Source organism: Flavobacterium pectinovorum (assembly GCF_900142715.1).
GTDB lineage: Bacteria > Bacteroidota > Bacteroidia > Flavobacteriales > Flavobacteriaceae > Flavobacterium > Flavobacterium pectinovorum.
Window position 1 is genome coordinate 269,493 of sequence record NZ_FRBX01000007.1, and the last position, 25,425, is coordinate 294,917.

23 protein-coding genes are annotated in these 25,425 nt (G+C 33.8%); 6 read left to right on the forward strand and 17 right to left on the reverse strand.

Features of this window, described 5'->3' with window-relative positions; all coding sequences use genetic code 11:
• The 3 genes from BUE22_RS21310 (at position 1) to BUE22_RS21320 (ending at position 5,192) form a co-directional block, all read left to right on the forward strand.
• On the forward strand, positions 1–1,512 hold the full coding sequence (locus BUE22_RS21310; RefSeq protein WP_073398001.1) for a RagB/SusD family nutrient uptake outer membrane protein: 1,512 nt from the start codon (positions 1–3) through the stop codon (positions 1,510–1,512).
• Between the two features lie 384 nt (positions 1,513–1,896).
• Positions 1,897–3,141 (forward strand): glycoside hydrolase family 99 protein, encoded by a 1,245-nt coding sequence (locus tag BUE22_RS21315; protein WP_073398002.1) that lies wholly within the window; start codon positions 1,897–1,899, stop codon positions 3,139–3,141.
• A 26-nt stretch (positions 3,142–3,167) separates the two neighbouring features.
• Positions 3,168–5,192, forward strand: a complete 2,025-nt coding sequence (locus BUE22_RS21320) for a glycoside hydrolase family 97 protein (RefSeq protein ID WP_084540309.1) — start codon at positions 3,168–3,170, stop codon at positions 5,190–5,192.
• A 141-nt stretch (positions 5,193–5,333) separates the two neighbouring features.
• Here BUE22_RS21320 and BUE22_RS21325 read toward each other — a convergent pair whose 3' ends face one another.
• The 4 genes from BUE22_RS21325 to BUE22_RS21340 form a co-directional block, all read right to left on the reverse strand.
• Entirely contained in the window at positions 5,334–6,467 is a 1,134-nt protein-coding gene (locus tag BUE22_RS21325; protein ID WP_073398004.1) for an FAD-dependent oxidoreductase, read from the reverse strand.
• Positions 6,468–6,619: 152 nt separating this feature from the next.
• Positions 6,620–7,540 carry a hypothetical protein gene (locus tag BUE22_RS21330; protein WP_042565412.1) on the reverse strand — a complete coding sequence of 307 codons (921 nt, stop codon included), beginning with the start codon at positions 7,538–7,540 and terminating at the stop codon, positions 6,620–6,622.
• 435 nt (positions 7,541–7,975) lie between these two features.
• Positions 7,976–8,410 (reverse strand): DUF6526 family protein, encoded by a 435-nt coding sequence (locus tag BUE22_RS21335; RefSeq protein ID WP_042565413.1) that lies wholly within the window; start codon positions 8,408–8,410, stop codon positions 7,976–7,978.
• A gap of 256 nt (positions 8,411–8,666) precedes the next feature.
• Positions 8,667–9,152: a DNA-deoxyinosine glycosylase gene (locus tag BUE22_RS21340; protein WP_073398005.1), complete on the reverse strand. Its 486-nt coding sequence runs from the start codon at positions 9,150–9,152 to the stop codon at positions 8,667–8,669.
• A gap of 229 nt (positions 9,153–9,381) precedes the next feature.
• Here BUE22_RS21340 and BUE22_RS21345 point away from each other — a divergent pair, with 229 nt between their 5' ends.
• Both BUE22_RS21345 and BUE22_RS21350 read left to right on the forward strand, forming a co-directional pair.
• Complete coding sequence (locus BUE22_RS21345; RefSeq protein ID WP_042565415.1) at positions 9,382–10,404, forward strand: helix-turn-helix domain-containing protein; 1,023 nt, start codon at positions 9,382–9,384, stop codon at positions 10,402–10,404.
• A gap of 307 nt (positions 10,405–10,711) precedes the next feature.
• Positions 10,712–11,665 carry a bifunctional helix-turn-helix transcriptional regulator/GNAT family N-acetyltransferase gene (locus BUE22_RS21350; protein WP_073398006.1) on the forward strand — a complete coding sequence of 318 codons (954 nt, stop codon included), beginning with the start codon at positions 10,712–10,714 and terminating at the stop codon, positions 11,663–11,665.
• Positions 11,666–11,865: 200 nt separating this feature from the next.
• On the opposite strand, the gene BUE22_RS21355 is transcribed toward BUE22_RS21350, so the two are convergent.
• The 8 genes from BUE22_RS21355 to BUE22_RS21390 form a co-directional block, all read right to left on the reverse strand.
• Positions 11,866–13,065: an NAD(P)/FAD-dependent oxidoreductase gene (locus BUE22_RS21355; RefSeq protein WP_073398007.1), complete on the reverse strand. Its 1,200-nt coding sequence runs from the start codon at positions 13,063–13,065 to the stop codon at positions 11,866–11,868.
• Position 13,066: 1 nt separating this feature from the next.
• Entirely contained in the window at positions 13,067–13,540 is a 474-nt protein-coding gene (locus BUE22_RS21360) for a low affinity iron permease family protein (RefSeq protein ID WP_073398008.1), read from the reverse strand.
• 6 nt (positions 13,541–13,546) lie between these two features.
• Entirely contained in the window at positions 13,547–16,360 is a 2,814-nt protein-coding gene (locus tag BUE22_RS21365) for an AsmA family protein (RefSeq protein ID WP_073398009.1), read from the reverse strand.
• A gap of 14 nt (positions 16,361–16,374) precedes the next feature.
• Positions 16,375–17,229, reverse strand: a complete 855-nt coding sequence (locus BUE22_RS21370; RefSeq protein ID WP_073398010.1) for an MlaD family protein — start codon at positions 17,227–17,229, stop codon at positions 16,375–16,377.
• 24 nt (positions 17,230–17,253) lie between these two features.
• Positions 17,254–18,033 carry an ABC transporter ATP-binding protein gene (locus BUE22_RS21375; protein WP_073398011.1) on the reverse strand — a complete coding sequence of 260 codons (780 nt, stop codon included), beginning with the start codon at positions 18,031–18,033 and terminating at the stop codon, positions 17,254–17,256.
• A gap of 2 nt (positions 18,034–18,035) precedes the next feature.
• Positions 18,036–18,794 (reverse strand): MlaE family ABC transporter permease, encoded by a 759-nt coding sequence (locus tag BUE22_RS21380; RefSeq protein ID WP_042565422.1) that lies wholly within the window; start codon positions 18,792–18,794, stop codon positions 18,036–18,038.
• A 484-nt stretch (positions 18,795–19,278) separates the two neighbouring features.
• Positions 19,279–21,549, reverse strand: coding sequence for a glycosyltransferase (locus BUE22_RS21385; protein ID WP_073398012.1), 2,271 nt, complete (start codon positions 21,547–21,549; stop codon positions 19,279–19,281).
• Positions 21,533–22,588 carry a glycoside hydrolase family 130 protein gene (locus BUE22_RS21390; protein ID WP_073398013.1) on the reverse strand — a complete coding sequence of 352 codons (1,056 nt, stop codon included), beginning with the start codon at positions 22,586–22,588 and terminating at the stop codon, positions 21,533–21,535. Before BUE22_RS21390 ends, BUE22_RS21385 begins: the two co-directional genes overlap by 17 nt.
• A gap of 274 nt (positions 22,589–22,862) precedes the next feature.
• On the opposite strand from BUE22_RS21390, the gene BUE22_RS21395 reads away from it, so the two are divergent.
• On the forward strand, positions 22,863–23,024 hold the full coding sequence (locus BUE22_RS21395) for a DUF1328 domain-containing protein (RefSeq protein ID WP_042565425.1): 162 nt from the start codon (positions 22,863–22,865) through the stop codon (positions 23,022–23,024).
• Positions 23,025–23,192: 168 nt separating this feature from the next.
• Here BUE22_RS21395 and BUE22_RS21400 read toward each other — a convergent pair whose 3' ends face one another.
• The 5 genes from BUE22_RS21400 to BUE22_RS21420 all read right to left on the reverse strand — a co-directional run bounded on the left by BUE22_RS21400 (position 23,193) and on the right by BUE22_RS21420 (position 25,253).
• Positions 23,193–23,654 (reverse strand): DUF1440 domain-containing protein, encoded by a 462-nt coding sequence (locus tag BUE22_RS21400; protein WP_073398014.1) that lies wholly within the window; start codon positions 23,652–23,654, stop codon positions 23,193–23,195.
• Between the two features lie 9 nt (positions 23,655–23,663).
• Positions 23,664–24,173, reverse strand: a complete 510-nt coding sequence (locus tag BUE22_RS21405) for a DinB family protein (RefSeq protein WP_073398015.1) — start codon at positions 24,171–24,173, stop codon at positions 23,664–23,666.
• A gap of 10 nt (positions 24,174–24,183) precedes the next feature.
• Entirely contained in the window at positions 24,184–24,570 is a 387-nt protein-coding gene (locus tag BUE22_RS21410) for a VOC family protein (RefSeq protein ID WP_073398088.1), read from the reverse strand.
• An 80-nt stretch (positions 24,571–24,650) separates the two neighbouring features.
• Positions 24,651–24,872 carry a hypothetical protein gene (locus BUE22_RS21415; protein ID WP_244152492.1) on the reverse strand — a complete coding sequence of 74 codons (222 nt, stop codon included), beginning with the start codon at positions 24,870–24,872 and terminating at the stop codon, positions 24,651–24,653.
• On the reverse strand, positions 24,873–25,253 hold the full coding sequence (locus BUE22_RS21420; protein ID WP_042565429.1) for a DoxX family protein: 381 nt from the start codon (positions 25,251–25,253) through the stop codon (positions 24,873–24,875).
• Between the last annotated feature and the right edge of the window lie 172 nt (positions 25,254–25,425).

A 25,425-nucleotide genomic window follows, 5' to 3' on the forward strand; every position in this document is an offset into this window, starting at 1 on the left:
ATGAAAATCAAAATAACAGCAGCAATATTGATGAGCATGCTTTTTACGATATCATGTACAAACTTAGATGAAGATTTGTACGATAGAGTAGAAGACGGAAACTTCGGAAATACGCCAAAAGAAATTGATGCATTGGTTGGTGGCGCTTATTCTTCGCTAAGAGGATTTGCAGACGGAATTTCAAACAATTACCCAACTTGCGAATATGTTTTCTTTTTGAATGAAACCGTTTCAGATGAAGCCACGATTCCAACAAGAGGAACCAACTGGTACGATGGCGGACAATATCAGGATGCACAAAAACATACCTGGAAACCAGACAATCGTATGATTCTTTCGGCTTGGCGTTATAACTATACCGGAATAGCAAAGATCAATTCGATCATTTATCAAATCGATAAATCGTCATTGACAGATGCCGCAAAAGCACCCATTTATGCCGAATTAAAAGCATTGAGAGCGTATTACTATTACAATCTTCTTGATATGTTTGGAAATGTGCCAATCGTAGTTAATTTTGAAGATACTTCGTTGCCGTCAAATTCTACGAGAAAACAGGTTTATGATTTTGTAGAAAAAGAATTATTGGACGCGCTTCCGCATTTAACTTCGAATGTGGTGTATTCTAAATTCACTAAAAATGTGGCATATTCATTATTGGCAAGATTGTATTTAAATTCAGAAGCATTTGTGGGAACGCCGCGTTGGCAGGATTGTATCGACATGTGCCAGAAAGTAACTGGTTATACATTAGCACCGGATTTCTTTGCCAATTTTGCGACACAAAATGAAAAATCACCAGAGATTATTTTTGCAATTCCATACGATTCAAAAGCAGGAACTGTTGGAAATTATATGTCATCAATGTCATGTCATTACCTTCATAAATTAACGCTTTCTGCAATTGGAGATTATCCTTGGAGTGCCAACGGAATGTGCGCACAGCCGGGCGTTTTCTCTGCATTTGAAGCAACTGATAAAAGAAGAAAATGTATGGTTGCCGGAGATCAGATTAATTTAGCAACCGGACAGGTTATTATGATGGATAATGGAGAACCTTTAACCTACACAGAAGCTGTAACAAGTGTTGCCGATGCCAAAGAAAATGAAGGTGTTCGTTTGGGAAAATACGAAATGAAAGCGGGCGAAATGTGGGAACGTGATCACGATCTTGTCGTAATTCGTTATGCCGAAATTTTGATGATGCAGGCAGAATGTTATGTTCGTTTAGGATCTGCAGATTTAGCAAAACCATTTTTACAGCAAATTGCAACTCGCGCCGGAACAGAATTACCGGCTACGATTGATCTTGCTTATGTCGATAAGGAATTGCTTCGCGAATTTACTTTTGAAGGAAGAAGAAGAACAGATAACATTCGTTTTGGAACTTTCTTCGATTCATGGTGGGAAAAAGGAGCGACAGAACAATACAGAGCGATTTTCCCAATTCCGAGTACTGTAATGACCACAAATAAAAACCTTAATCAGAATCCCGGATATCCTGTAAACTAGATTCTGGAATGTCAGTCTTCCATGTTGGTTAGTCGTGGAAGGCTGACATCTTTTATTTTTTTTGTCACAGATTAAAAGGATTTTTTTTCACGCAGATTTGGCAGATTGAGCAGATTTATTTATCTGTGTGAATAGTTTTTGTTTCACGCAGATTCTGCAGATTAAAGCAGATTAAAAAAGATTTAATTTAATTAAAAGATCTGCGGAATCTGCTCAAATCTATTTTAAATCTGCGTGAAATAATTTTAGCCAAAGATTTCAAATTAAAATGATTAAAAAATCTGTGATAATCTTTTAATCTGTGGCAAAAAAAATCAGCTCAATCTGCCAAATCTGCGTGAGAAAATTAAGTGGCAAAAAATAAAAAGCAAATAACAAACAAATATGAAAAGATATATCACATTATTGTTTTTTGGGATTTTGAATATTTTAATCGCCGCCGGTTGCAGCAGCGATGACAAAGGTTCAGATAAACCTGCAGAACCAGAAGTTATTGCGCCCGTTGCGATTGAAAAAACAAATAGCACCAAAATTTACGTGCACTACATGCCGTGGTTTGAAACCAACGAAAGCAGTGCCGACAAAAAATGGGGATATCACTGGACAATGGCCAACAAAAATCCGAATACGGTAGGCGCAAACAATCGCAGAGAAATTGCATCGTATTATTATCCCCTAATTGGTCCGTACCATTCAGGCGATAAAAATGTGATTGAAAACCATTTATTACTAATGAAATACTCCGGAATTGATGGTGTTTTAATCGATTGGTACGGCACTTATGATGTTTTTGATTACAGAATGGTCAAAGAAAACACAGAACAATTAATTGCCATGCTTAATAAAGTTGGTTTAGAATATGCCATCGTTTATGAAGACAGAGTAACCAAAAGCGCTGTTGATGCCGGAAAAGCAATTTCTGTAACCGCAGCAGCAAAAACAGATTTGGCTTATATGGAGAAAAATTATTTTGATGACGCTAATTATATCAAAGTAAACGGAAAACCTTTGTTGTTAAACTTCGGTCCAATTGTATTGCAAACGCCAGCAGAATGGACGAATGTTTTTAACACCATAACTACAAAACCGACATTCATTACACTTTGGGATCAATCTGTAGAGGCGGGAGCAAATGCTTCGGGAGAATATGCCTGGGTTTATAAAAACAACTCTTACCTGACGAATTTTTATACCAATACAAAACCAAAACTAGATGTTGCAATAGGAAGCGCTTATCCCGGCTTTAAAGATTTTTATGCCGAAGGCGGGGGCGGAGCAGCGATTGGCTGGACAATCGAACATAACAATGGCGTTACGCTTGATGAAACACTTTCGATGGCTAAAAATGCAAACCTAAACTTCTTACAATTAATTACATGGAATGACTTTGGCGAAGGGACCATGTTTGAACCAACGGTAGAATTTGGTTATACGTATATCGAAAAAGTAAAAGCTTTTGCCGGCGTAAAAAGTACCGAATCGGTTTTTGCTGAAATCAGTAAAATGTACAATTTAAGAATCGAAAAGAAAAGCAATGCCGATGTGCAGCAAAAATTAGATCAGGCTTTTAATTATTTTGTTTCCGCACAGCCTGCAAAAGCAAAACAATTGATTAATGAAATTAAATAAAGAGTTGTAATTAATACAATTAAATAATGAAAAACATAAACTATAGATACTGTTTAATTGCTTTAGCGTCGATATTGATTTACGCCTGCAGTGCTGGTACTAAAAAAACATACACAATCAGTTCACCTGGAAAAACGACCCAATTGGTTTTTGAATTAACTGTTTCGGGTCAGCCGCAATACAGTTTTTCATCCAATGGAAAATCGGTTATTGAGCCGTCTTTGATGGGATTTGAATTTCAGGGAATCCAGAAAATGACAGAAGGTTTTGAAGTGGTTTCCACCGAAGAAAAAACGTCTGATGAAACCTGGGAACAGCCTTGGGGCGAATTCAAAAAAGTTCGTGACCATCACACCGAATTGATTGTTCATTTGAAAGAATCAAAAGGAGAAGAACGTTTGGTTGATATTATTTTCAGGGTTTTTGATGATGGCGTTGGATTTCGCTATTTCTTTCCGAAACAGCCTCATTTAAATAAAGTGAAAATTACTGACGAAGCAACGCAGTTTACTTTTAAATCTGAAAATGAGGTTTGGTGGATTCCTGTTCACAGAGAAAACAGTTATTATGAAAGTACCTATCGTAAAACGCCTGTTAGTAAAACAGATACTATAAACACGCCGGCCACTTTTGAAACCAAAGAAAAATTATTTGTGGCGATTCACGAAGCCAATTTGACCGATTTTGCCTCAATGACGTTATTAAAAGTAAATAATAAACAATACAAAAGTGAATTGGTGCCTTGGGCAGATGGCGTAAAAGTATATGCAGAAACACCTTTTACAACACCTTGGAGAACGATTATTGTAGGCAAAAATCCGGGAGATTTAACGACTTCTACGATTATGCTGAATTTAAATGATCCTTCAAAAATTGAAGATCTTTCATGGATTACGCCTTCCAAATATATTGGAATCTGGTGGGGAATGCATCTCGAAAAATTCACTTGGGGACAAGGACCAAAACACGGTGCAACAACCAAAAACACCAAAGAATACATTGATTTTGCTGCAAAAAATAATTTCGACGGTGTTCTTGTCGAAGGCTGGAATGAAGGCTGGGACGGCGACTGGACGGCAGACGGATCTGCGTTTAGTTTTGTAAAACCATATCCTGATTTTAATCTGGAAGAAATTACAAAATATGCGGCCATGAAAAATGTTCGTTTAATTGGGCATCACGAAACTGCCGGAGCTACAAAAAACTACGAAAGCCAGTTGGAAGATGCTTTTAAATTGTATCAAAAAATGGGCGTAAATACCGTAAAAACGGGTTATGTAAACAAATATCTGGACAAAAAAGAATGGCATGATAGCCAATACGGAGCGCGTCATTACAGAAAAGTTATGGAAACAGCGGCGAAATATCACATTATGATCGACAACCACGAACCTATAAAAGGAACGGGCTTACAGCGTACGTATCCAAACTTTATGTCTCAGGAAGGCGGCAGAGGTCAGGAATACAACGCGTGGTCTGTAGATGGCGGAAACACGCCGGAACATTTAACTACTTTGCCTTTTACAAGAATGCTATCAGGACCTTTTGATTACACGCCGGGGAATTTCAATTTTGATTACAAAACGCCATCCGGAGCACGTGTACAGACGACTTTGGCAAATCAACTGGCTTTATATGTAATTGTTTTTAGTCCGTTGCAAATGGCTTCAGACTTGCCGGAGAATTACGAAGGAAAACCTGAATTTAAGTTTGTAAAAGAAGTTCCGTGCAATTGGTCAGACACAAAAGTTCTGGATTCTAAAATTGGAGAATACACCACAATTGCCCGCAAAGACTGGGATGAGAACAACTGGTATTTGGGTTCTATAACAAACAGTAATGCCAGAGATCTTAAAGTAGCATTATCATTTTTAGATGCAGGAAAAGAATACGAAGCCGAAATTTATGCGGATGGAGCAGGAGCAAACTACAAAACGAATCCGTATCCGGTGGTGATTTCAAAACAAAAAGTAAATAGTAAAACAGTTTTAGATATTAAACTCGCAGCTGGCGGTGGAACAGCTATAAAATTTTCTCCAGTCGAGAAATAAAATAAGTTAATTGAGTTTATTTTGAGTTAAGTTTGATCAATGAACCCGGCATCTTTAGAAAAAGGTGTTGGGTTTGTTTTTTCTGGAAATTGTATTATAAGTTGATTTTAAAATAAATCAACGTTTTATTCCTCAATTCTATTAATAGTACATACGAAGTAAATCGGCTGCATAAGGATGATATAAAATCATTTCGATCATGCTTGTTTGAAGTTGTGCCTCTCTTGCATAAGCAAACATTTTTTTTTCATAATCTTTTACAGCAGTTTCTATAGTTTTAAATTTTCCATTAGTTAGATTATCGCATAAAATCAATGCATCTGTCATCCCTATATTAGCACCCTGCCCTGCGTAAGGAGGCATAATATGGGCAGCGTCTCCAATAAGTGTCATTGGCAGAGGACGTTTATCTTTCCAGGATTTTTCTAACGGCATTTTCATTGTTGATCCTTTTACAAAAGTAGATGTTGACCGGAATAATTCATGGTAACATTCGTGCCAGTCAGCGCATCTGTTTGATAAAAAATTAATAATGAATTCCGTATCTTTAAAGTCTAATTCATTTTCATCAGCCCATCCTTCAGGTTTTTCAAAAGACAAAGCATAAGTCAGGATATTGTCATTCTGCGGATTTACAACTAATAAATTACTTTGGCATGGAGCCAATAGCAAATTGTTATTAAAAAGTTGATAGTATAATGGACATTTTATTTCTGGTTCAAATACATTTCCCATTATAATAAAACTTCCTGTATATTCTGTTTGGGCATCTGTAATATATTTTCTAAGTGCAGACATTCCTCCATTAGCTCCTATAACAAAATCTGCGGTTGCATATTTTCCATCTTCAAATTGCAAAAGCCATTTCCCGTCGTCTTCTTTAAGGTTGGTAAATTTTCTATCCCAAACTACTGTATCAACAGTTAAACTTTCAAACAATATTTGCCTTAAATGGTTTCTGTTTATTTCAGGATTAGCATTCTGCTCTTTGGCTGTCGTTTGTCTGGCGAATAATATTTTACCTAGTTTGTTAGTAACAATTTTTCCCATAGGAAGACCCATTTCGAAATATCGTTCTAATAATCCTGCTTTTTTCATGGCTTTTTGTCCTGAATCTTTATATAAATTCAGCGTACTGCCTGTGATTCTTGTCTGCGAATCTTTATCTCTTTCGTAAACAGTTACATCGATTCCTTTTTGTTGTAGCAATTTAGCCATTATGAGACCAACAGGTCCTGCACCAATGATGGCTATTTTTTTATTTTTTAAGAGCATATGCTTTGTAAACTTTATTTATTCATGAGATTATTAACATCAATTTTCTTTATTTTAAAATAAAAAATGGATCAAATCTAAATACAAAACACCAACAGAAATGGTTTAAATGAATTGTAAGTTTTAGAGTTTGCTAATTGAGGTTATAAAAACTAATGTTTATAAAGCTTAACATGATTTCCAAAGGTATAGGCTGCTGTTAAAGTTGGGCCATTGTAACCCCATTTTAAATATCCGTTTAGTCTCTCTCTTACGGTATCAATTTTAAAATTAAGTCCTGTGTATCCGGCTGTTAAACTGAAGTTTTTGTGTACATTATATAATAGAGATAAATTATAACTCAGAATTCTACCGTCAATGTTGTCAATTTTTACAGCGAGGTAATTAGCATTTACATAAAGACCAAAGCGTTCTCCCAGAACAAATTCTCCCCAAACTCCAACATCCGGTAATGGTGCAGTAAAATTAAAACTATCTCTGTATTCAACACTCTGTCCTTCTCCTTCAAGACGTAGACCTAAATCTACAAACATAACGTGTGATCCAATTAATAAACCGGCTTCGTATTTTGGTTTAGATAAAAAGGCATATCCATAAGCGATTCTTGCAATCTGAACATTAAAAAAGGCAGTTATTCTGGCATCTATATTATACGTGTGATCGCCAAAAGTAATATCTCTTTCTAAAGTTTTTGATGAATTTCTGTCTAAATTAAAATACTCAAAACCTAGTCTTGATCTTCTTGAAATACGCCACTCGAATGTTGATAAAAATGACACGCTCGATTTTGAAAATCCTAAATCGTCTTCAAGATCTATCTCGGTTGCTGTATCGGTACTATTTCTTCCAACCTGAACCTGTGTGTTGTTTAAAGGAAAAAATGCTCCTGCAGTAAATTTAAATCGTCTGGCGTGCCAGGGCAATTCATTGACATCATAATCCTGAAGATCTTCTAAATTATTATTATTTTGTAAAGTAGGTAAAGTGGTTTCGGCAGGAATTTCGGCTGTGGTTTGTGCCTGAGCTGAAAACCAAAAAAGGGAAATAACCAACAAAGAAAATAATTTTTTCATAGGATTGTTTTTTAGGTTTATTGACAAAAATTAGCAATTAAAGTTAACAAAAAAAAACGTTCTTCTTACTTTTTTTATTTTATTATTTTTTAGATTTATTTGATTATCAGTATTGTATATTTTATTTTGTAAAAATAAAGATACTTTATATGTTTTTTTAGTGAATTAATTTTGTAAGAATGTTTTAAAAGCTGAAATATTTTTTTGTGAATACTGAATATCGCGTGAGGGATAGGAGCAAGCTACCGAAGTAGCGCGGATAGCCCGACAGTATCCCGATGAGGGGGCGAATAACCGCAATGTAAATTTGCCCCCTTATCGGGATGGTGGCACGCCCAGATTGTTAAGATACTGAGAGTTGATCGTATTTTTGATTTACATTTTGGTTAGTTCAAAAAAAAGCCTCTAAAAGAGACTAATGGAAAGTTGGTTTTGTTAGACACGATTATAATCGCCTCGCCAGTGAACAATTGCCTTTTTGATGGCGTTTCCGGAGAGGTTGTTTTTGATGGCATCGTCGATTAAACCAAGCAGTTCGTTGTCTGGCGCAAAACGCAGGGCAAATAATTGATCGTCGGTTAATTTGTATTCAAATTCTTCTAATCTTTTTCCGGTTAGCGTAAAATAGCGATACCTAAGTTCGAGTCTGACAATTCTGTTTTGGAGGGTAATTGCATAATGCTGGCGAAGCATAAAAGCAAGACAGAACAAAAAAATAAAGCAGACACTTATAAATGTCCAGATTAATTTATCGTTTGTGGTGCAGACAAAATATATACTTCCTGTCAAAAATGCGATCAAAACAGGATAATAAATAAAATGATGCCATGAATAAAACCGAATATGGTTTGAATATGTTTGAATTTTCATGATTTCTTCTGCATTAAATATTAGTGTTAAATTAATAAAAGCTATTCAATAAAGAATAGCTTTTATTTAAAAATAAACTAACAACCAATATTTTATAATCTAATTCCCTGGCAATAATTTATAAGTAGTGAGTCCATATAAATTAAAAGGATTAATTATTTTAAATATCTTAAAACCTTTGGTAAAATTATCTTAGAAGCTGTCCTTTTTTGTTACATTTTAAAATGATTTTATTATAGAATTCAAATATTGAATTTTAAATTAAGGTTTCAATAATTTTCCATTCCTCTAATTTTGACTGAAAAGTTTTACTCGCATTGGCCGGACTTGATGAAGGTAAGGTGATCAATTGATATTCTTTTTGAAGATGAACGTATTTTTTAAAGAAAGCCGCCGCTTTTTGTCCATTAAAAAGTATGGTTTTTATGTTAGGGTGATTTTTTAAGAAAGTTTCAAAATCATTGGCAATTTCATTTTTTATGGCACTGTCCAGACTTCCGACTCGTTCACAAAATTGTAAAACATCCCAAAGTGCTATTTTATTTTTTTGCAAAAGTGCTTTTTTGGTTGGATAGTTATCTGAAAAATCTTCTTTTAAAATAGTGAACATAAATTTCCAGAAATTATTTTGTTTATGACCGTAATATTGATTGATTTCTAATGATTTAGTGCCGGGCATTGTGCCTAATATCAAAATATTAGCATCATTTGAAGTTATTGGGGCGAAAGAAAAACTTTTCATTTTGTATTTACTTATTTAGAAGAAAAAAATTTAAATATTAGAATAATCATTTAGAAGTAATTATAAAACAAATTACAAAAATTATATAACATTTTCGGAAGGTCATTAAACGAACTTTGACAGATAGATTTTTAAGGAAATCCAACGTCTAAAAGAAATGTTTCTGTTTCTAAAAGTTTCTCAAAAATCTATTAAAAATAGAATGTAGAATTTTTAAAATCCACGCAAAATGAAAATAGTAACTATAAATACAGAGAAAATCGAAAATATTTTTGATGAGTTAACTTTAAATGTAGGCGGAAAAGTAACTTTCGATTTAGATGAATATACTTTGGAAGTCAATAATAGTTTTGCAAAAGGATCTATTACCGGTGCTTCATTCAATGATGATATTTCGTATGTGCAGTTTGATATGACTTTTTCTGCCGATGTTCGAATGAATATCTTAAACTTAAAATCGTCTCCGGTTTATTTTGCTTATTGTTCTAAAGGTAATTTATCTCATAGTTTTGGAATTACGGGCGAAGAAAGAAAATTGAAAACGTTTCAAACAGCAATTCTTTCTTCTAAACAAGATCAGGAACATGTTTTGTTTTTTGAAAAAGATAAGAAAACAAAATTTACTTTGATTATTGTGGGAACTCACGCAACTGTTAATCAGACTCATTCATTGAATGAAAATGTGAGAGAAACTTTTTTTGGTAAAAATACTGTCGAAGATTTCTTTTACATAGGTTCATATAATTTAAGAATTGCCGAAAAAATAGAGCAGTTAAATGCTGTAAATCAAAGCGGAATAGTTCGTAATTTATTGAAAGAAGGTATTTTAAGAATTATTCTTGCTATGGAAATTCAACAACATACAGATGATTTAATTGCTGCTTCAAAAGATACAAACTGTTTGACTTTAAGAGAAATGGAAGAAATCAAAGAACTTTCTGAAGCTATAAAAGCCAATCCTGAAGAACCATTTACGATTAAATCATTAAGCAAAAAATCAGGTCTGTCACCAAATAAATTGCAGGAAGGTTTTAAAATGATTCACAATCGCACAGTTAATGATTATATTACACATATGCGTGTTTTAAAAGCCGAAATTTTAATTAGAACGTCGGACTTGAATATTTCTGAAATTGTGTATTGCATTGGTTTTACAAGCAGAAGCTACTTCTCTAAAATCTTCAAACAAAAATTCAATTGCAGTCCAAAAGAATATAAATTCAATTTGAATCCGTTGGCTATTACAGCTTGATAAATAAGATACTAAGTTACTAAGGTTCTAAGATTCTAAGTTTTTACTTTGGAATCTTAGATTTTTTTTATTTTTGGATGAATTTTTATGCCAATTTTTTTCACAATTTTTTCTCAACGCAAATCGTAGAGACGCACAGCAGTGCGTCTACGCAAAGATTGGACGCTAACAATTCGATATATTTTACACATTGATGTGTTTCGAAAATATACTCGTCTTAAAAAAATCTTAGAATCTTAGCATCTCAGAACCTTAGTATCTTAAAAAAGCATATATTTGCATAACTAATTATGTAATCAATTATAAAATGGTTTTTTTTAATAAAGTAGGTAAGGTGGCTTTAGGAAGCCGTTTGCGTTTAATGACAGCAATAATTACAGATGATGCTGCAAAAGTTTACGAATTATATGAAGCGGATTTTATGCCAAAATGGTTCCCGGTTTTTTATACACTTACAGAAGAAAGAGAAATTACGATTACTGAAATTGCTAATGAAATTGGACATTCGCAACCCTCAGTAAGTAAAATTGTTCAGGAAATGATTACTGCAGGACTTGTAAATGATAATTTAAAAACGACAGATAAACGCAGAAATATTGTGGCTTTGACAGAAAAAGGATTAATCCTGTCTAAAAAAATAAAATTGCAATGTATTGATGTTGAAGCTGCTGTTGAATCTCTGATTTCTGAATCAAATCATAATTTATGGGCTGCACTCGAAGAATGGGAATTTTTACTGGAACAAAAATCATTGTTTAAAAGAGTAAACGAACAGAAAAAAATGCGTGAAAGTCAGGATGTTCAAATTATAGAGTATACTCCCGAATATCAGGAAGCTTTTAAAGCTTTAAATGAGGAATGGATATCAACGTATTTTGAAATGGAAGAAGCAGATTATAAAGCATTGGATAATCCCAAAGAATATATTCTTGATAAAGGTGGAAAGATTTTGGTTGCTTTATATAAAAATGAACCTGTTGGTGTTTGCGCCCTCATTAAAATGAATGATGAAAATTATGATTTTGAGATGGCAAAAATGGCTGTTTCGCCAAAAGCACAGGGAAAAAGTATTGGCTGGCTGCTTGGTGAAGCAATTGTAAAAAATGCTAAAGAACTTGGCGCGTCAAAGTTATATCTGGAAAGTAATACAATCCTTAAACCCGCAATTAACTTATACCATAAATTAGGTTTCGAGAAAGTTTCTGGTTTGGCAACACCTTATAAACGTTGTAATATTCAAATGGAGCTTATTATTAAATGAGGTTTAAAGTGGCACAAAGGTACAAAGTAGCAAAGGTTCAAAGGTTCAGAGATTAAAAATATACGTTATTTTTCACGGCATTATTTTTCGTAGAGACGCACGGCAGTGCGTCTTTGCATAATGTTAGACGCACTGCCGTGCGTCTCTACAGTAAACATTGGTCAAAAAAACTTTGCACCTTTGCACCCCTGTACCTGAACCTATCTCCCAAACTTATAATACTCCAAATCCTGATTTTTTATGTTGTTTATAGAATCAAGAATTGAGTTCATTGCAATAACGCTAAAGGTGATTCCGTTACCGCCAAAACCTAGTACATAATGTTCATTTTTGTCTGGATTTGGTTTTCCGAAGTACGGTAAGCCATCTTTGGTTTCGCCAAAAGTTCCTGCCCAGGAATAATCTAATTTGAATTTGACTTTTGGGAATTTTCTTTGAAATTTCTTTAAAAGATAAATTTCTTTTTTGGGTAATAATTTGTCTCTTTTTTTGGCATCTCTAAAATCTTCATCGCCACCGCCCATAATAATTCGGTTATCCGGGGTTGCTCTAAAATAAACGTATGGCGTAGACGTATCCCACAAAATGGCATTTTTAAATACTTTTGGTAATTCAGGAATACTTTCGGATGCGATTACAAATGTGCTTTTTAAATCGACCACTTTTTCAGTAAGTGTTTCGGTACTTTCGTAACCGGTGCAATTTACAATATGATCTGCTGTTATAGTACATTTATCTTCAGTATGTGCAACGAGTTTTCCCTTTTGATTTTGGGTAGAAGTAATGTTGGTACGATCGTAAATCTTCAGTCCTTTATTTTCACAATAAACGAGTAAATCCTGCGCCAGTCTATACGGATCCATCACCGCGGCAGTTTTAGATTCTATTGCTGCAATGGCATTTAATCCCATTTTTTCAAGATCCCATCTTTCAAGCCAGGTAACATCAAAGCCATGCTCTTTTCGGCATTTAAATTCGGCTTTTAAAAACGGAAGATCTTTTTTAAGAGAACAAAAATAAATGCTTTTTTTAAACTCAAATCCGCATTCGCTTTTTATGGCATCACATATTATTCGCAAATCAAAAATTGCTTTTTTTCCGTTTATATAGCTGTTAACGGCACAATCGACTCCTCTTAGTTTTATAAGATCATGAAGAGATACATCAATTTCATATTGAAGTAATGCGGTACTGGCGGCAGTGCTTCCGTTACACATATCACGACGGTCAATAATTGTTACCTTTTTTCCTTCGTTAATAAGTTTATATGCCATTAATGCACCGGTAATTCCACCGCCAATAATTAGTATTTCAGTAGTAATATCTGAGTCTAACGACGGATAGCTTGTATCCATTGCATGCTTTAACGGCCAGTAAGTTTCTGATGAGCGTAACTTCATTTTATTTGGTTTTGGTACGTATTTTTATTCTGTTTTTATCCTTGCGTTCGTGTTGGTCATGTGCTTCGTCAATAGAATGCGATGTTTTGATACTTACTTCCTTTTTAGCAAGCTCACTTAGTCTGTGATAATATTTTTGAATAATAATCATTTCTTCTTCGGTCATACTTTCAATATCGACCAGACTATTGCTTGAATATTTATTGGAAGCTACCAATTCATTTAATTTCAATTGAATGGCAAGTGAGTCCTTGTTCTGTGCTTTCTGAATTAAAAAAACCATTAAAAAAGTGATAATTGTTGTTCCTGTATTAATAACCAATTGCCAGGTTTCAGAATAATTGAAAATAGGGCCGCAAACAGCCCAAACTATCACAATTAAAAAAGCACTTAAAAAAGCGGTTGTGCTTCCTGCAGCTTTTGAAACATGCGAAGCAAATTTTTCGAATGCACTGTTTTGTTTTTTCTTTTCCATTTGATTCTAATTTTTTCGTTTTTTGCTGACTTTTTCTTCCTTAATCACTTTGTTGTTTTTCTCGTCATAAATGGCATCGTCAATTTTTTGACCTGTTTTGCTAAAAATTTTAATTTTAGGATCTTCGTGCGTTCCCGTAATTACAATTGGAAATCCAACAATACCAAACGGCGGAAGCCCCAATCGCATTCTTAAATCAAGTAATCCGTCAAAACTTGTGGTACCTTTTATAGTAGGTTTAAAACTGGCAACGCTAAATGTAAATGGCTCAATATGAATTAAATTATTATCTATAGATGATTTAATTTCGATACCTTTCATATCCGGATTATTCAGGCCGTCTTGTCCGGTTTTAGAGCTTATTCCGTCAAATAATTTCAATCCTTTTACTTTTACATCGCGAAGATTTAAAGTTCCGCCACCTTCAAGTGATTCGTAAATTGGCCCCATATTTCCGTTCAAATCTCCTTTTATATTATAATCAACGCCAATAATTCCCTGTGCTTTTTCGGCAGCAGAAACCATATCATGAAACATCGGAATCTCTTTATAAGCTCTTTCCACGCTAAAATCCTTAGCAGTAAAATGAGCATCAAAATGCGCCGAAGTTGGCGATTCATCTTTATAAGTAGCGTTTATTCCCAAAATACAATCGATGATGTTAAAATTGGTATTTTCGAGATAAAAACCTGATTTTGTAATACCAATTTTCCCGGTTAGTTTATTTAAAACAAGTCCGTTATATTCAACTTTGTTTACGTTTGCCGTTAAACCAACATTTAGGTTTTTCGGTACAATAACAACACCGCTCATTTTTGGATGATCTTCTTTGGCGTATTGTACTTCAATATTTCGATCTGTATTTTCACCTTTTTCGAGCGCCATAAATTCATCAACATTAATCAGTTTTGATTTTAAGTTGAAATTACCGCTCAAGGTTCCGTGCGATTCCAGAAAATAATTGATTGTATTTAGCAGATATCCATTGATAGCAAAATCTGATTTTCCATAAAAAGCATCAAATTTTTCGAACCACATTTTCTCGTTCTGAAAACGGAAATTTCCCTGTTTGATATAAAAGGCTTTAGGAAAAAGTTCAGAGGTTGCTTTAATATTTTTCAGAATAATGGTTCCCCGATTATCCAGTTTGTTGTATTGTCCGGTTGTCGCGTAGCTTTGTTTTCCTTTTAAAGAAAGATCGGCTTTTGCCCAGCCTGTAATATCGACACCTTTTTTCGAAAAGACTTTGTAGATTCGTCCCACATTCAATTCGCCCTTAATTTTGGCATTGTAAGCCAAATCATTAAAGTCAGAAAGCGTTGCGTTTACATACATCGGATTTCCTTCAAAAACAAACGATGCCGGTGCAACGGCCACAATCAAATCCTCAAATGTACCGGCTTTATTGAGTACATTGGCAATAAAAGTAATATCGGTAATTGGGTTAGGGTAGGAGTCTGTTTTTAGAGAACCATTTCGCAATGAAATCCCTCCAATTGTTTTAGGGAATAATTTTTTTGAAGTACTAAAAACACCTTTCGCCTGAATATTGGTTTTTAAAATCCCCTTTAAATCAATTGTACTCAAGCCCAAAGCAGCGTCGACAGTAGCCAGATCGAGTGCGCCTTTTACGCTTGCGTCGACCGTCATTTCGTTAAATCCTTTGCTATGCAGATAAGCGGTAAAATAATCTTTTTCACCAACCTTAAATTTTAAAGTTCTTAAGTTGATTAATAGCTTTTCTACATCAAGAGAAGGCAAAACGGTATTTAAATCCATTTGAAAATCAGTCAATGGAGCGGGTGCATTTTGGTAATTAATCGCGCCTTCGTTGATTTTTAAATTGAAAGCTAAATCTGGTTTTTGATTTTTTGAAACATTATAATTTCCTCTAAAAGATAAAAGCAAATCACTTTTTCCGGAAATTTCAGTTTCATCCAGCCAGGTTAAGTATTCCGGCGGCATTACAGAAAATAAATCTTTTACGGTTGTATTTTTTGAAGCTGCCTTAATATTTATTTTGTATCCGTCTCGTAAAATCGTAAATAAACCAGTAAATGTTAGAGGTAATTTGTTGATTCTTAATTCGTTTTTTTGAAGAATAAACGAAAGCGCATGTGTGTTAATTCTGGTAATTAAATCGGCACGTAATTCTTTCTTTCTCAGATAAGCAGTTCGGTTATAATAAAAATCGATGTTGTCAATTTTGGCATCGGTATTTAAATCAAAAATATCTTCGCTCAAATTTCCTTTTCCAACATAATTAAAACCTTTTGCATCAATGAGAATCTTAGCCGATCGATCGTTGTATTTTACGTGACAATCTTCAAGATCAATACGTTCTAAACGAATTGCTGTTCCTTCTTCGGGATTATCGGCTTTGTTTTTGTCTTCATCCGGAGCTTTATAAATATTGTAATTGGCTTGTCCTTTTTGGTTTACCATTACGTTTATTAAGGCTTTGGAAACGTATAATTTATTGATTTTTACTTCGTTGTCAAAAATCAGCCTTTTTAAGTTGATGCCAAACGCAACCTGTTCTGCTTTTATCAAAGTATCGTTTCCAAACGGCGCAGAACCTGTAAGGGACAAATCGTCAAGCGAAACGGTTAACGACGGAAAATGCGTAAAAAATGAAAGTCTCGATTTTGAGAACTCCATTTTTGTATCCAGTCGTTCGTTGGCAATTTTCTTTACTTCAGAGGCTACTTTGCCGGGAAACAATAGCGGAATGAGAAATAACAATAGCAAAATTGATGCTATTGTTATTCCTGTTACTTTGAGTGCTTTTAAGGCAATATTTTTGAAAGGCGAATTCATAGGCGTGTATTAAATTACTTTTTGGCTTTGTCTGCAGCTTCTTTTTTTTCAGCTTCTGCTTTTTTAGCATCTTCTTCTTTTTGTTTTTCTTCTTTTTCTTTTTGCTCTTTCGCTTTTTCTTCTTTTTCCTTTTGTGCTTTTTCAGCCTTTTCTTTTTGCTCTTCTTTCTTCTCTTTCAGTTCTTCCTGCTTTTTTTCTTTTTCTTTTTCTTTTTTCTTGAAGTAGCCTTTTAGTAAAAAGTTGCTTTTTGCAGCTTCCATATTTTCGCTGAAACCTTTTGTACCAGATTCAAGATTTGAAAGAGTATTCGAAACGCTGTTTGCCATTTTATCATCACGAACTAATCTTGCCAAAGCACCGTTTCCGTTATTCATACTATGGCTAAAAATGGCTAACTCTTCAGTAATTATACCGGCATTATCAACGCTTTTTTTAACGCTTTTCATGATATCGTTCATTTCGATTCCGTTGACAGAAGCTATGGCTCCGCCGTTTTCGATTACTTTAGTAGATTTTACACCAGGAGAAATCGTTAATACTTTGTCTCCCATTAACCCATCAGATCCTATACTGGCGCGGGCATCTGTTTTAATAAATTCGCGAACTTCATCTTTGATAACCATACTTACCACTACCGAAGAATCATTTATTAATCTGATTTCTTCAACCGTTCCGATATTTATTCCTGAAAAACGAACATTGTTACCCACTTCTAAACCGCTTACGGTTTTAAATTGTGAAGTGATGTTGAATGTTGAACCAAACAGGTTTTTTTGTTTCCCGATAAAGTAAATTGCTATTATAAAAAGCAACAAACCAATTGTTACAAACATTCCTAATTTCCAAGTATATCCAGATTGCTTATCCATGATTTCTATTTTTGTTTTTTAGTTTTATTGAAAAAAAGAGCGTACCCATTCGTCTTCGCTTTTTTCTAGTTCTTCGTATGTTCCTTCGGCATGAATTACACCATCTTTTAAAACCATAATTCGGTCTGCAGTAAGTTTGGCACAAGCCATATCGTGTGTAATAATGATCGAAGTTGTTTTGCGTTTATGTTTTATGTCGAGAATCAACTCGCTGATTTCTCTTGATGTTATCGTATCTAAACCTGTTGTTGGTTCATCATATAAAATAATTTCGGGTTTTAGGATTAAAGTTCTGGCTAAGCCAATTCTCTTTTGCATTCCGCCGGATAATTCAGATGGCATTTTATCAATAGCCTCACTTAATCCTACGCTGTCAAGTGCTTCAATAACTTGACTTTCAATTTCTTCAGCGCTTAAATCTCTTTTGTGTTTTCTTAACGTAAAAGCTAAATTTTCTCTAACTGACATTGAATCGTATAAAGCACCGCTTTGAAATAAAAATCCAATTCTGACTCTGATCTCATTGAGTTCACTTTTTTTAAGATGTAATACATTCTCGTCAAAAACCTTGATTTCACCTTTGTCTGGTTCAATTAAACCAACGATGCATTTTATAGTAACCGATTTTCCGGAACCTGAACGGCCTAAAATCACCAAATCTTCACCTTTGTTTACAGTAAGATTCACGCCTTGTAAAACTTTATTGTTTTTGCCAAAGGTTTTGTGCAAATCCTTGATTTCGATGATTGCTTTTTTATCTTTAGCTTTCGGTTCTTTTTCTATATGTTTTTCTTCCTTGATCATCTTTAAAAAAATAAATCGGTTATTTGCACGGCTATCATATCTATAATAAAAATGGTCAAGGACGCCGTTACAACAGCAGAGTTTGCAGCTCTACCAACACTTTCGGTTCCGTTTGCGGCGTTGAATCCTTTATAACATCCAATCATTCCAATAAAAAATCCGAAGAAAAAAGTCTTTATCGTTGCCGGAATCAAATCCAGAAATTCCAGAGACTGAATAATTTGTGTGAGGTATCTGCGAAAATTGACATCACCATGAATATTTACGCCCACGTAACCACCCATAATTCCTATTGCATCTGCAAAAAACACTAATATCGGAACCATTAATGTACAGGCTAATATGCGCGTTACAACCAAATAATTATAAGGATTAATGGCAGAAACTTCCATAGCATCAATTTGTTCTGTTACTTTCATAGAGCCTAATTCGGCACCAATTCCTGACGAAATTTTTCCTGCACAAATCAGGGCTGTAATAACAGGTGCAATTTCTCTTATTAGCGAAAGCGCCACCATACCCGGCAACCAGGATTCGGCACCAAATTTTACCAAAGTTGGTCGCGATTGCATGGTAAGCACAAGTCCCATAATGAAACCTGTTATGGCTACAAGCGGCAATGATTTATATCCGATGATATAACATTGTTTCAAAAATTGTCTGGTTTCGTAAGGGGGTATAAATACTTCCTTAAAAAACTGCTTTGCAAACAACGTTGCATTTCCTACTTCTTCGAATGTATTTTTTAAAGTGAGTATCAAAATAAGTTGTTTTTAGTTGGTGATATTAGGTTAGAAATCAATATTTTAACATATTGTATTTTCCTTTCTTATTTAATATTAAAGTTATCTTAATTGTTAACGAAAAATATTACAGAACTTTTTTTCAAGTTTATATAATTTACATCGTAAGCAATAACTCAAAAAGATTTACGTTAGATGACACTTGTGCTAGCATAAAATTTCTATACTGATATTTTACCACAGAGATACACAAAGTTTTTTCACAGAGATCCGCAGAGTTAACTTCATTGAAAGTTTTTTAAGTTCACAAAGCTTGAATACAACTGTAGTAAAGCTTATTAAATACTTTGCGAAACTCTGTGAAAAAACTTTGTGAATCTCTGAGGTAAATTTTTTAGTGTTACATTATTCAAATCTTAAAAACAAAAAATCCCTTCTCGAAAAGAAGGGATTTTACGGTAACAATCTGTTACTCAAATATAGTTATGGTATAGTTAAGATATTATGAGTTAATAGCCATATCAGTTTTTGCTTTCATTAACGGAATCACTTTACTTTCAGATAATTTCAGATTCTCCATTATTAATCTTGCGGTTAAATAACAAACTGTCGATTCTGCACCCTGATTTAGATTTACATTCTCTTTTTCCAAACCATCATATCCACCGCCGCTAACCGGGTTATACATAATTTGGTTCAAATGATTTTTACCCAAGAACCAGTTAAAGGCAATTTTCATCAAACGTTTGTATTCCGGAGTTTTAAATGCGCTGTAAAACGAATTTAAAGTCTGAATCATGTATGAAACATCAATTGGCTGTTCTCCGTATTCTGCTGGTTCTGAGTCTTTATGATACCAGCCATTATTTGAAATTACTTTGAAATTATCCCCTTTATAAGTTTTAGAGATTAAGAAATCTAGCGATTCCAGAGCCACTTTTTTATAAATAGGTTTGTTGGTTACCAAATAAGCATATAGCATTGATTCGGGTAAAATTCCGTTTCCGTATGTTAAATAATTTTCAAACCATTTCCAGTCTTTAGTAGCATGAACTTCATAATTGTATAACAATTTCGCGTTTAGCTTATTGATAATGGCTGCCACATATAAATTAGGAATAGCGCTGTGATATAAATACAAACCTTTTGTTGCAAAACCTATAGAACGAGGCGATTGAATAGTTTCGGCCCATTTTAAAGAATTCAATAAACATTTTGAAGCTTTTTTGGCAATTGCTTCAGGCAGAATTTTTCTAATAGAAACAACTGTTCCTAATGCCCAGATTCCGCGTGCGTTAGAATCTTCCAGATTTACTTCGGCATTTTGCTCAATATGTTCGCGATTGTTTTCATCAACATAATTCATGAAATTACCTTTTGGTTTTTGGCAGCGCTCGATAAAATCCAGATAAATTAAAATATATGGCAAATCAGCTTTGTCTTCTGTAAGTTTGTAATGCATACAAAGTGCTACCAAAGCTCTTGCATTATCATCTAAGGTATAACCTGAAGAAAGGTCCGGAACAGAAATTTTGCTGAACTGAATCATTCCAAGTTCTGTTGTCATTTTTTTAACATGTGCTAATTCAATTGGCGGATATGTAAATTTAATTTCTGTCGCATCTTCAATCAGTTTTTTGTATGTATTGATGTGCGCAATTGCTATATTTTCCCAAGAGCAGGCGCGTGTTTTTCTAAAGGCGTTTTTACCCATTTCTTCTCTTAGATTTTCATCAGAAAGTAATTTTATTGCAGCTTCTGCAAATTGTTCTTCATTTCCAATGTCAACCAGAATTCCTGAATCTTCTGTAAGAACTTCTTTTGTATGCGGAATTTTTGATGCGACAATTGGGCAAGCGCAACTCATTGCATAAGAAAAAGTGCCGCTTACTGCCTGATTTGGATCTTTTGATGTAAACAGATAAATATCTGTAGCCTGCAAATAGCTTAAAAGTTCTTCTGTTTCAAGATATTGGTTGATGAAACGAACATTGTCATGCAAGTCTAATTCGTTAACAATAGCTTCTAGTTTTTCACGATATGTATCTACGCCATCAATAATTAAATTAGGGTGTGTTCTGCCAATAATCAGATAAAGTGCATTTGGCGTATGTTCAACAATTTTGCGCAAAGATCTTAAACCTGTTTCAATATTTTTTCCTTCGCCTAAAAGGCCAAAAGTTGATAACACTTTTCTGTCTTCAATTCCAAATTTTGCTTTTGCCGTTTCCGGTGCTTCATAAACAACAACGTGAGTTCCGTGAGAGATAGTTGTAATAAAATCTTGTGGAATGTTGTAATCATTAATCAATATTTCTTCAGACCTTTTGGTCATTACAAATACAGAATTACTATAACTCAAAAGTAATTTTACAAATGTTTTTAATTCGTTGTTGGGGTTAGGAAGTACGGTATGAAACGTAAACGTAACAGGTTTTTTAATCACATTTAAGAAATCTAATAAATGGTCGCCGTAATTTCCGCCAAACAATCCAAATTCATGTTGAATATGAACTAGTTTGACGCTTTCGTCATCATTAATTTCTTCGGCAACTTTTGAGTATTCTTCTCTGTTATTGGTGTTTAAAGTAAAAGCTTGTGTTGGATTTTCTTTTGGTTCTTTAACCAATTCGCAAATTTCACATGCTATAGATTTACCAAAAACATCGGTAATACCTTTTATTGTATCCTGCGTATAAGTAGCAATTCCACATTGTGTTGGTGGAAATGTTGATAAAAAAACGATTTTTGATTTATTAGATATTGCTTTCATGGGGATTACTTTTTAATTCGTTTAATAAGTCATTTAAGTTCACAGAGGCTACCGCAATTTTGTCATCGGCAGCACCATAATATATATAAAGAAGGTCGTCAAAAATGGCTGTTCCCGTTGGAAAAACTACATAATTTACATAACCATGTCTTTCATAGTATTCTGATGGTGTTATCAGAGGTATTTTTAACCTTGATAAAACTATCTGCGGATTATTTATATCCAGCATTGCGGCGCAAGCATGATACACTAATCCTTTTTCTCTTCTTTCGGCGGCGTGGTAAATAAGCAGCCAGCCATCTGCTGTTTCGATAGGAGGAGCACCCGGACCAATATGACTTGTTTCATGGTCATATTTAGGTTCCATTACGAGATAATCAGGCAGGTTTTTTAAATAATCTTTCCAATAATCTTCGGTCAGGTCTTTCTTCTTTTCAAAACTAAATATTTGTATAGATGGAAATAAGCGGTGTAATCCAACAAATTTTCCATTTATTTTTTTGGGAAATAAAACCACGTTTTTATCCCACACAAATAGATTTTCTTTAATAGTTTCTGTCAAAGGATAATTTCTTTTGACATTAAAAGCAAGTATTTTGGCAATACTTGGATTTTCTAAATGTTTTCTAATCAGGTTTGTAAATTCATTCAAAATGAATTTCGGCGTAATAATTCCTTTCTTTTTAAATTTTTTCAAATCTTTCGAAACCGCTAAAGCTCCGCACGCATTTATTCCGTCATAAGTAACATAGGTGAGGTAATACAAATCATCAATTTTTGTAATCCTCGGATCTTCAACTCCATGAATTTCATAAATGTATTCGGGAACAAAGATTGGTTCAGTATTTCTTTCTGCTAAGGTCATTGGTCCTTCGAATCGACAATATCCTATAGTAGAAAAGTTACCTTTTTTTGCAGCTCTGTAAAACATGTGTACTGAATTTCCGTCTTGAAAAACGGCAGGATTTAAAACTCCTAATTCTTCAAAAGACCTTTCGGTTTTTTCAAGTACAACACCATGTTTTGTAGCCAATTCCATACGTTCTTTTTAAATATTATCTAAAATTAGATCGAAGGCAAGGGTACGATTAATCCAATCGACTAAAAATTTAACTCAAAAGCATTTTCATGGGAATTCTATAAGACTAAAATTGGAATTCTGATACTTTTTTGTAAGTTACTCATTTATTGTGTTTTATATTTGATTGCGCTAATAAATTATTGGATAGAGTTAATAAAGCTTTTATTTAAGAAAGAAATTTGAATAACAAACAGACCCAAAAAGTCACTTTTATTAACTAAAAACAAATCATATGTTACGTTGGACAGTCATTTTTATTATTCTAGCTATAGTAGCCGGAATATTTGGTTTTGGTGGAATTGCCGCTGGAGCAGCTAGTATCGCAAAAGTTTTATTCTTCATATTTATCGTATTATTTATACTTTCATTAATAAGCGGAAGAAGAAAAGTTTAGTGATAAACTGATTAATTATATAAATCAAAAAAAGCGATACTTTGGGGAGTGTCGCTTTTTTTTGTTTGTTATCTTTTGTTTCAGATTTCAAGTGGTATTACGCTGTTAAACCCGGCAGGTTTTAAAACCTGTCGGGTTTGTAGTATGTACGTTAAGAAAATTGAATATTTATTTAAAAGAATAAAACTTCCGCGTTATAAACGCGATTGGAAATCCAATACAAAATATCAGAATCAAGACCGATAAGATTAAAGGGAAATCTAAATGTTTAGCCGGTAAAACCGGAAATACAATTGGCAGAACAATTAAATTCATTACAATCCAGACAAAAATGCCATACAGAAATCCCGAAACGAGAGCGCTCTTTTTTAAGAAGGTTAAATAGGGATAAATAATAAAATAAAACCAGGCAAAAAGAAGGGCAATTATAAAATGGAAACCCAATCCGTACCAAGCCATTTGTGAGTGATTGTAGGCCTCTTTCTTGAATATTCCGCTGGTAATGGATTGCAGAATTTTTATTGGAGTTGTTTTTTGTAATAGAATTGCGTAGATAAAAATCGCTGCTAAAATATCAAGTGTTCCGGCAATTAATCCTGCTAAAAATATTGTTCCCGCTTTTGATTTCATATAATGATTTTAGAGTTTTGTCGCATAATTAAAAATGTCTTGTAACTGCTTCGTATGTCGTTGAACATGAATTAAACCAAAATAAATCCATTCTAAAATGGTGAATTTTCCAAATCCAGGAACTTCAAAATCAAGACATGTAAGCGTTAAATCACAAGTTTCTGAAGCGTTAAGTAAATCAGATTCTATATTAAGCAGGGTTAACGTTAGCGAATTTTTGCTGTAATCCTTAATTTCAGGTTTTATAAAATCGGGTGCATCCATTTTTGTTTTGAAGTCTAAAAAAATGCTTTCAATCTCTTTAATTTTTTCATCAGGTTTTCTGGCCGTTTTTTCCGTTTTTCCTGCAAATAATTCGGGATAACCGGAACAGACAAGAATGATATGCTGTGTTGTTTGTGCAGCTGTCCAGCTGCCTTTGTACGGAACGGTATTTAATTCAATTTCAGAAAACTCAGAAAGAATCCCGTTTAATTTTTTGAATGTTTCAACAATATCTTTTTGCACTATTGTTTTCATCTTTTTTAATTTAAATGGTCAATTTATCTACAGATGTGATCCACCAGATGTTTCCAAAGGGATCTGTTACACCACAAGTTCGGCCGTAATTTTGATCGCTTAATTCCATTAAAACTGTTGCACCTTCAGCGATTGCTTTTTTAAAACTTTCATCGGCATTAGGTACATATACAAATAAGTTAGCGTTTTGCACTTTAAAATCTTTGGTTTCGTCTGTCACCATAATAGTGCTGTTGTGCATCGTGATTTCAGCATGCTGAACTGTTCCGTCTTCGCGCAATAATGGTGCTTGTAATTCAGTTGCATTAAAAACGTTTTTTGTAAATTCTATAAATTTTAATGCGCCCTTTACAATTAAATACGGCATTACAACCTGATGATTTTTGGGTATGTTCATTTTTCTGTTATTTAAGATTACTGATACAACCAAATTTACGATTTTAATTTAAACTTCTAAAAATCAATATTTTGCATTGTTTAAGGAAGCGGTTCGCAATGATAGCCGTAAGAATTTAAAAGTTCAATGATGCTGTGGTTTGAAATCGATGCAGCATGAACCCGCAAAATTTTATCGCAATCTTCGAGATCAAAATTGATGATGCTGTTTGGAAAATGCTCAAGAAGTTTCATCACAATCATTTTTGATTGCTCCATTTCCTGAACATTTGTTTTAAAAACTTCTATCATCGGTTTTTGCATTTATAAAGCGATGTTTTTGTATTGCTCTATTTTATGGTGATAAATATATGAAGTCGCCAAAATCGCTAAAAAGATTAAAGGAAAGAAAGATTGAAAATCAACTCCATCAACCGCAAAATGGCTTATTGAAGCAAATATAAAATCGAAAGCAAAACCTGCATAAGCCCATTCTTTAACACGATTTGAAACTTGCGGAATCACTAATATCAATACGCCGATAATTTTAAAAACGACTAAGGCATTCCCAAAATATTCAGGATATCCAAGGTGCCTGATTCCTTCTTTTGCCATTTCACTTTGAGAAGTCAGTGCTGGCATAACACCTTCAAACAGGAAAATAATAATAGTTGTAATCCAGAAAATCATCTTTGCTTTTTTCATTGGTTAATATTTAAATAGTTATTAGTTAATTACTTAATACAAATCTACCAATGTTATTTTTTATAATGAATAGGTATTTGCGACTATTTTAGGGTCATTTGGGACAGATGTTTGATTTTAGATTTTAGAGTTTAGATTTTTAGATTGGAGGAAAGAAGAAAGAAGAAAGAGA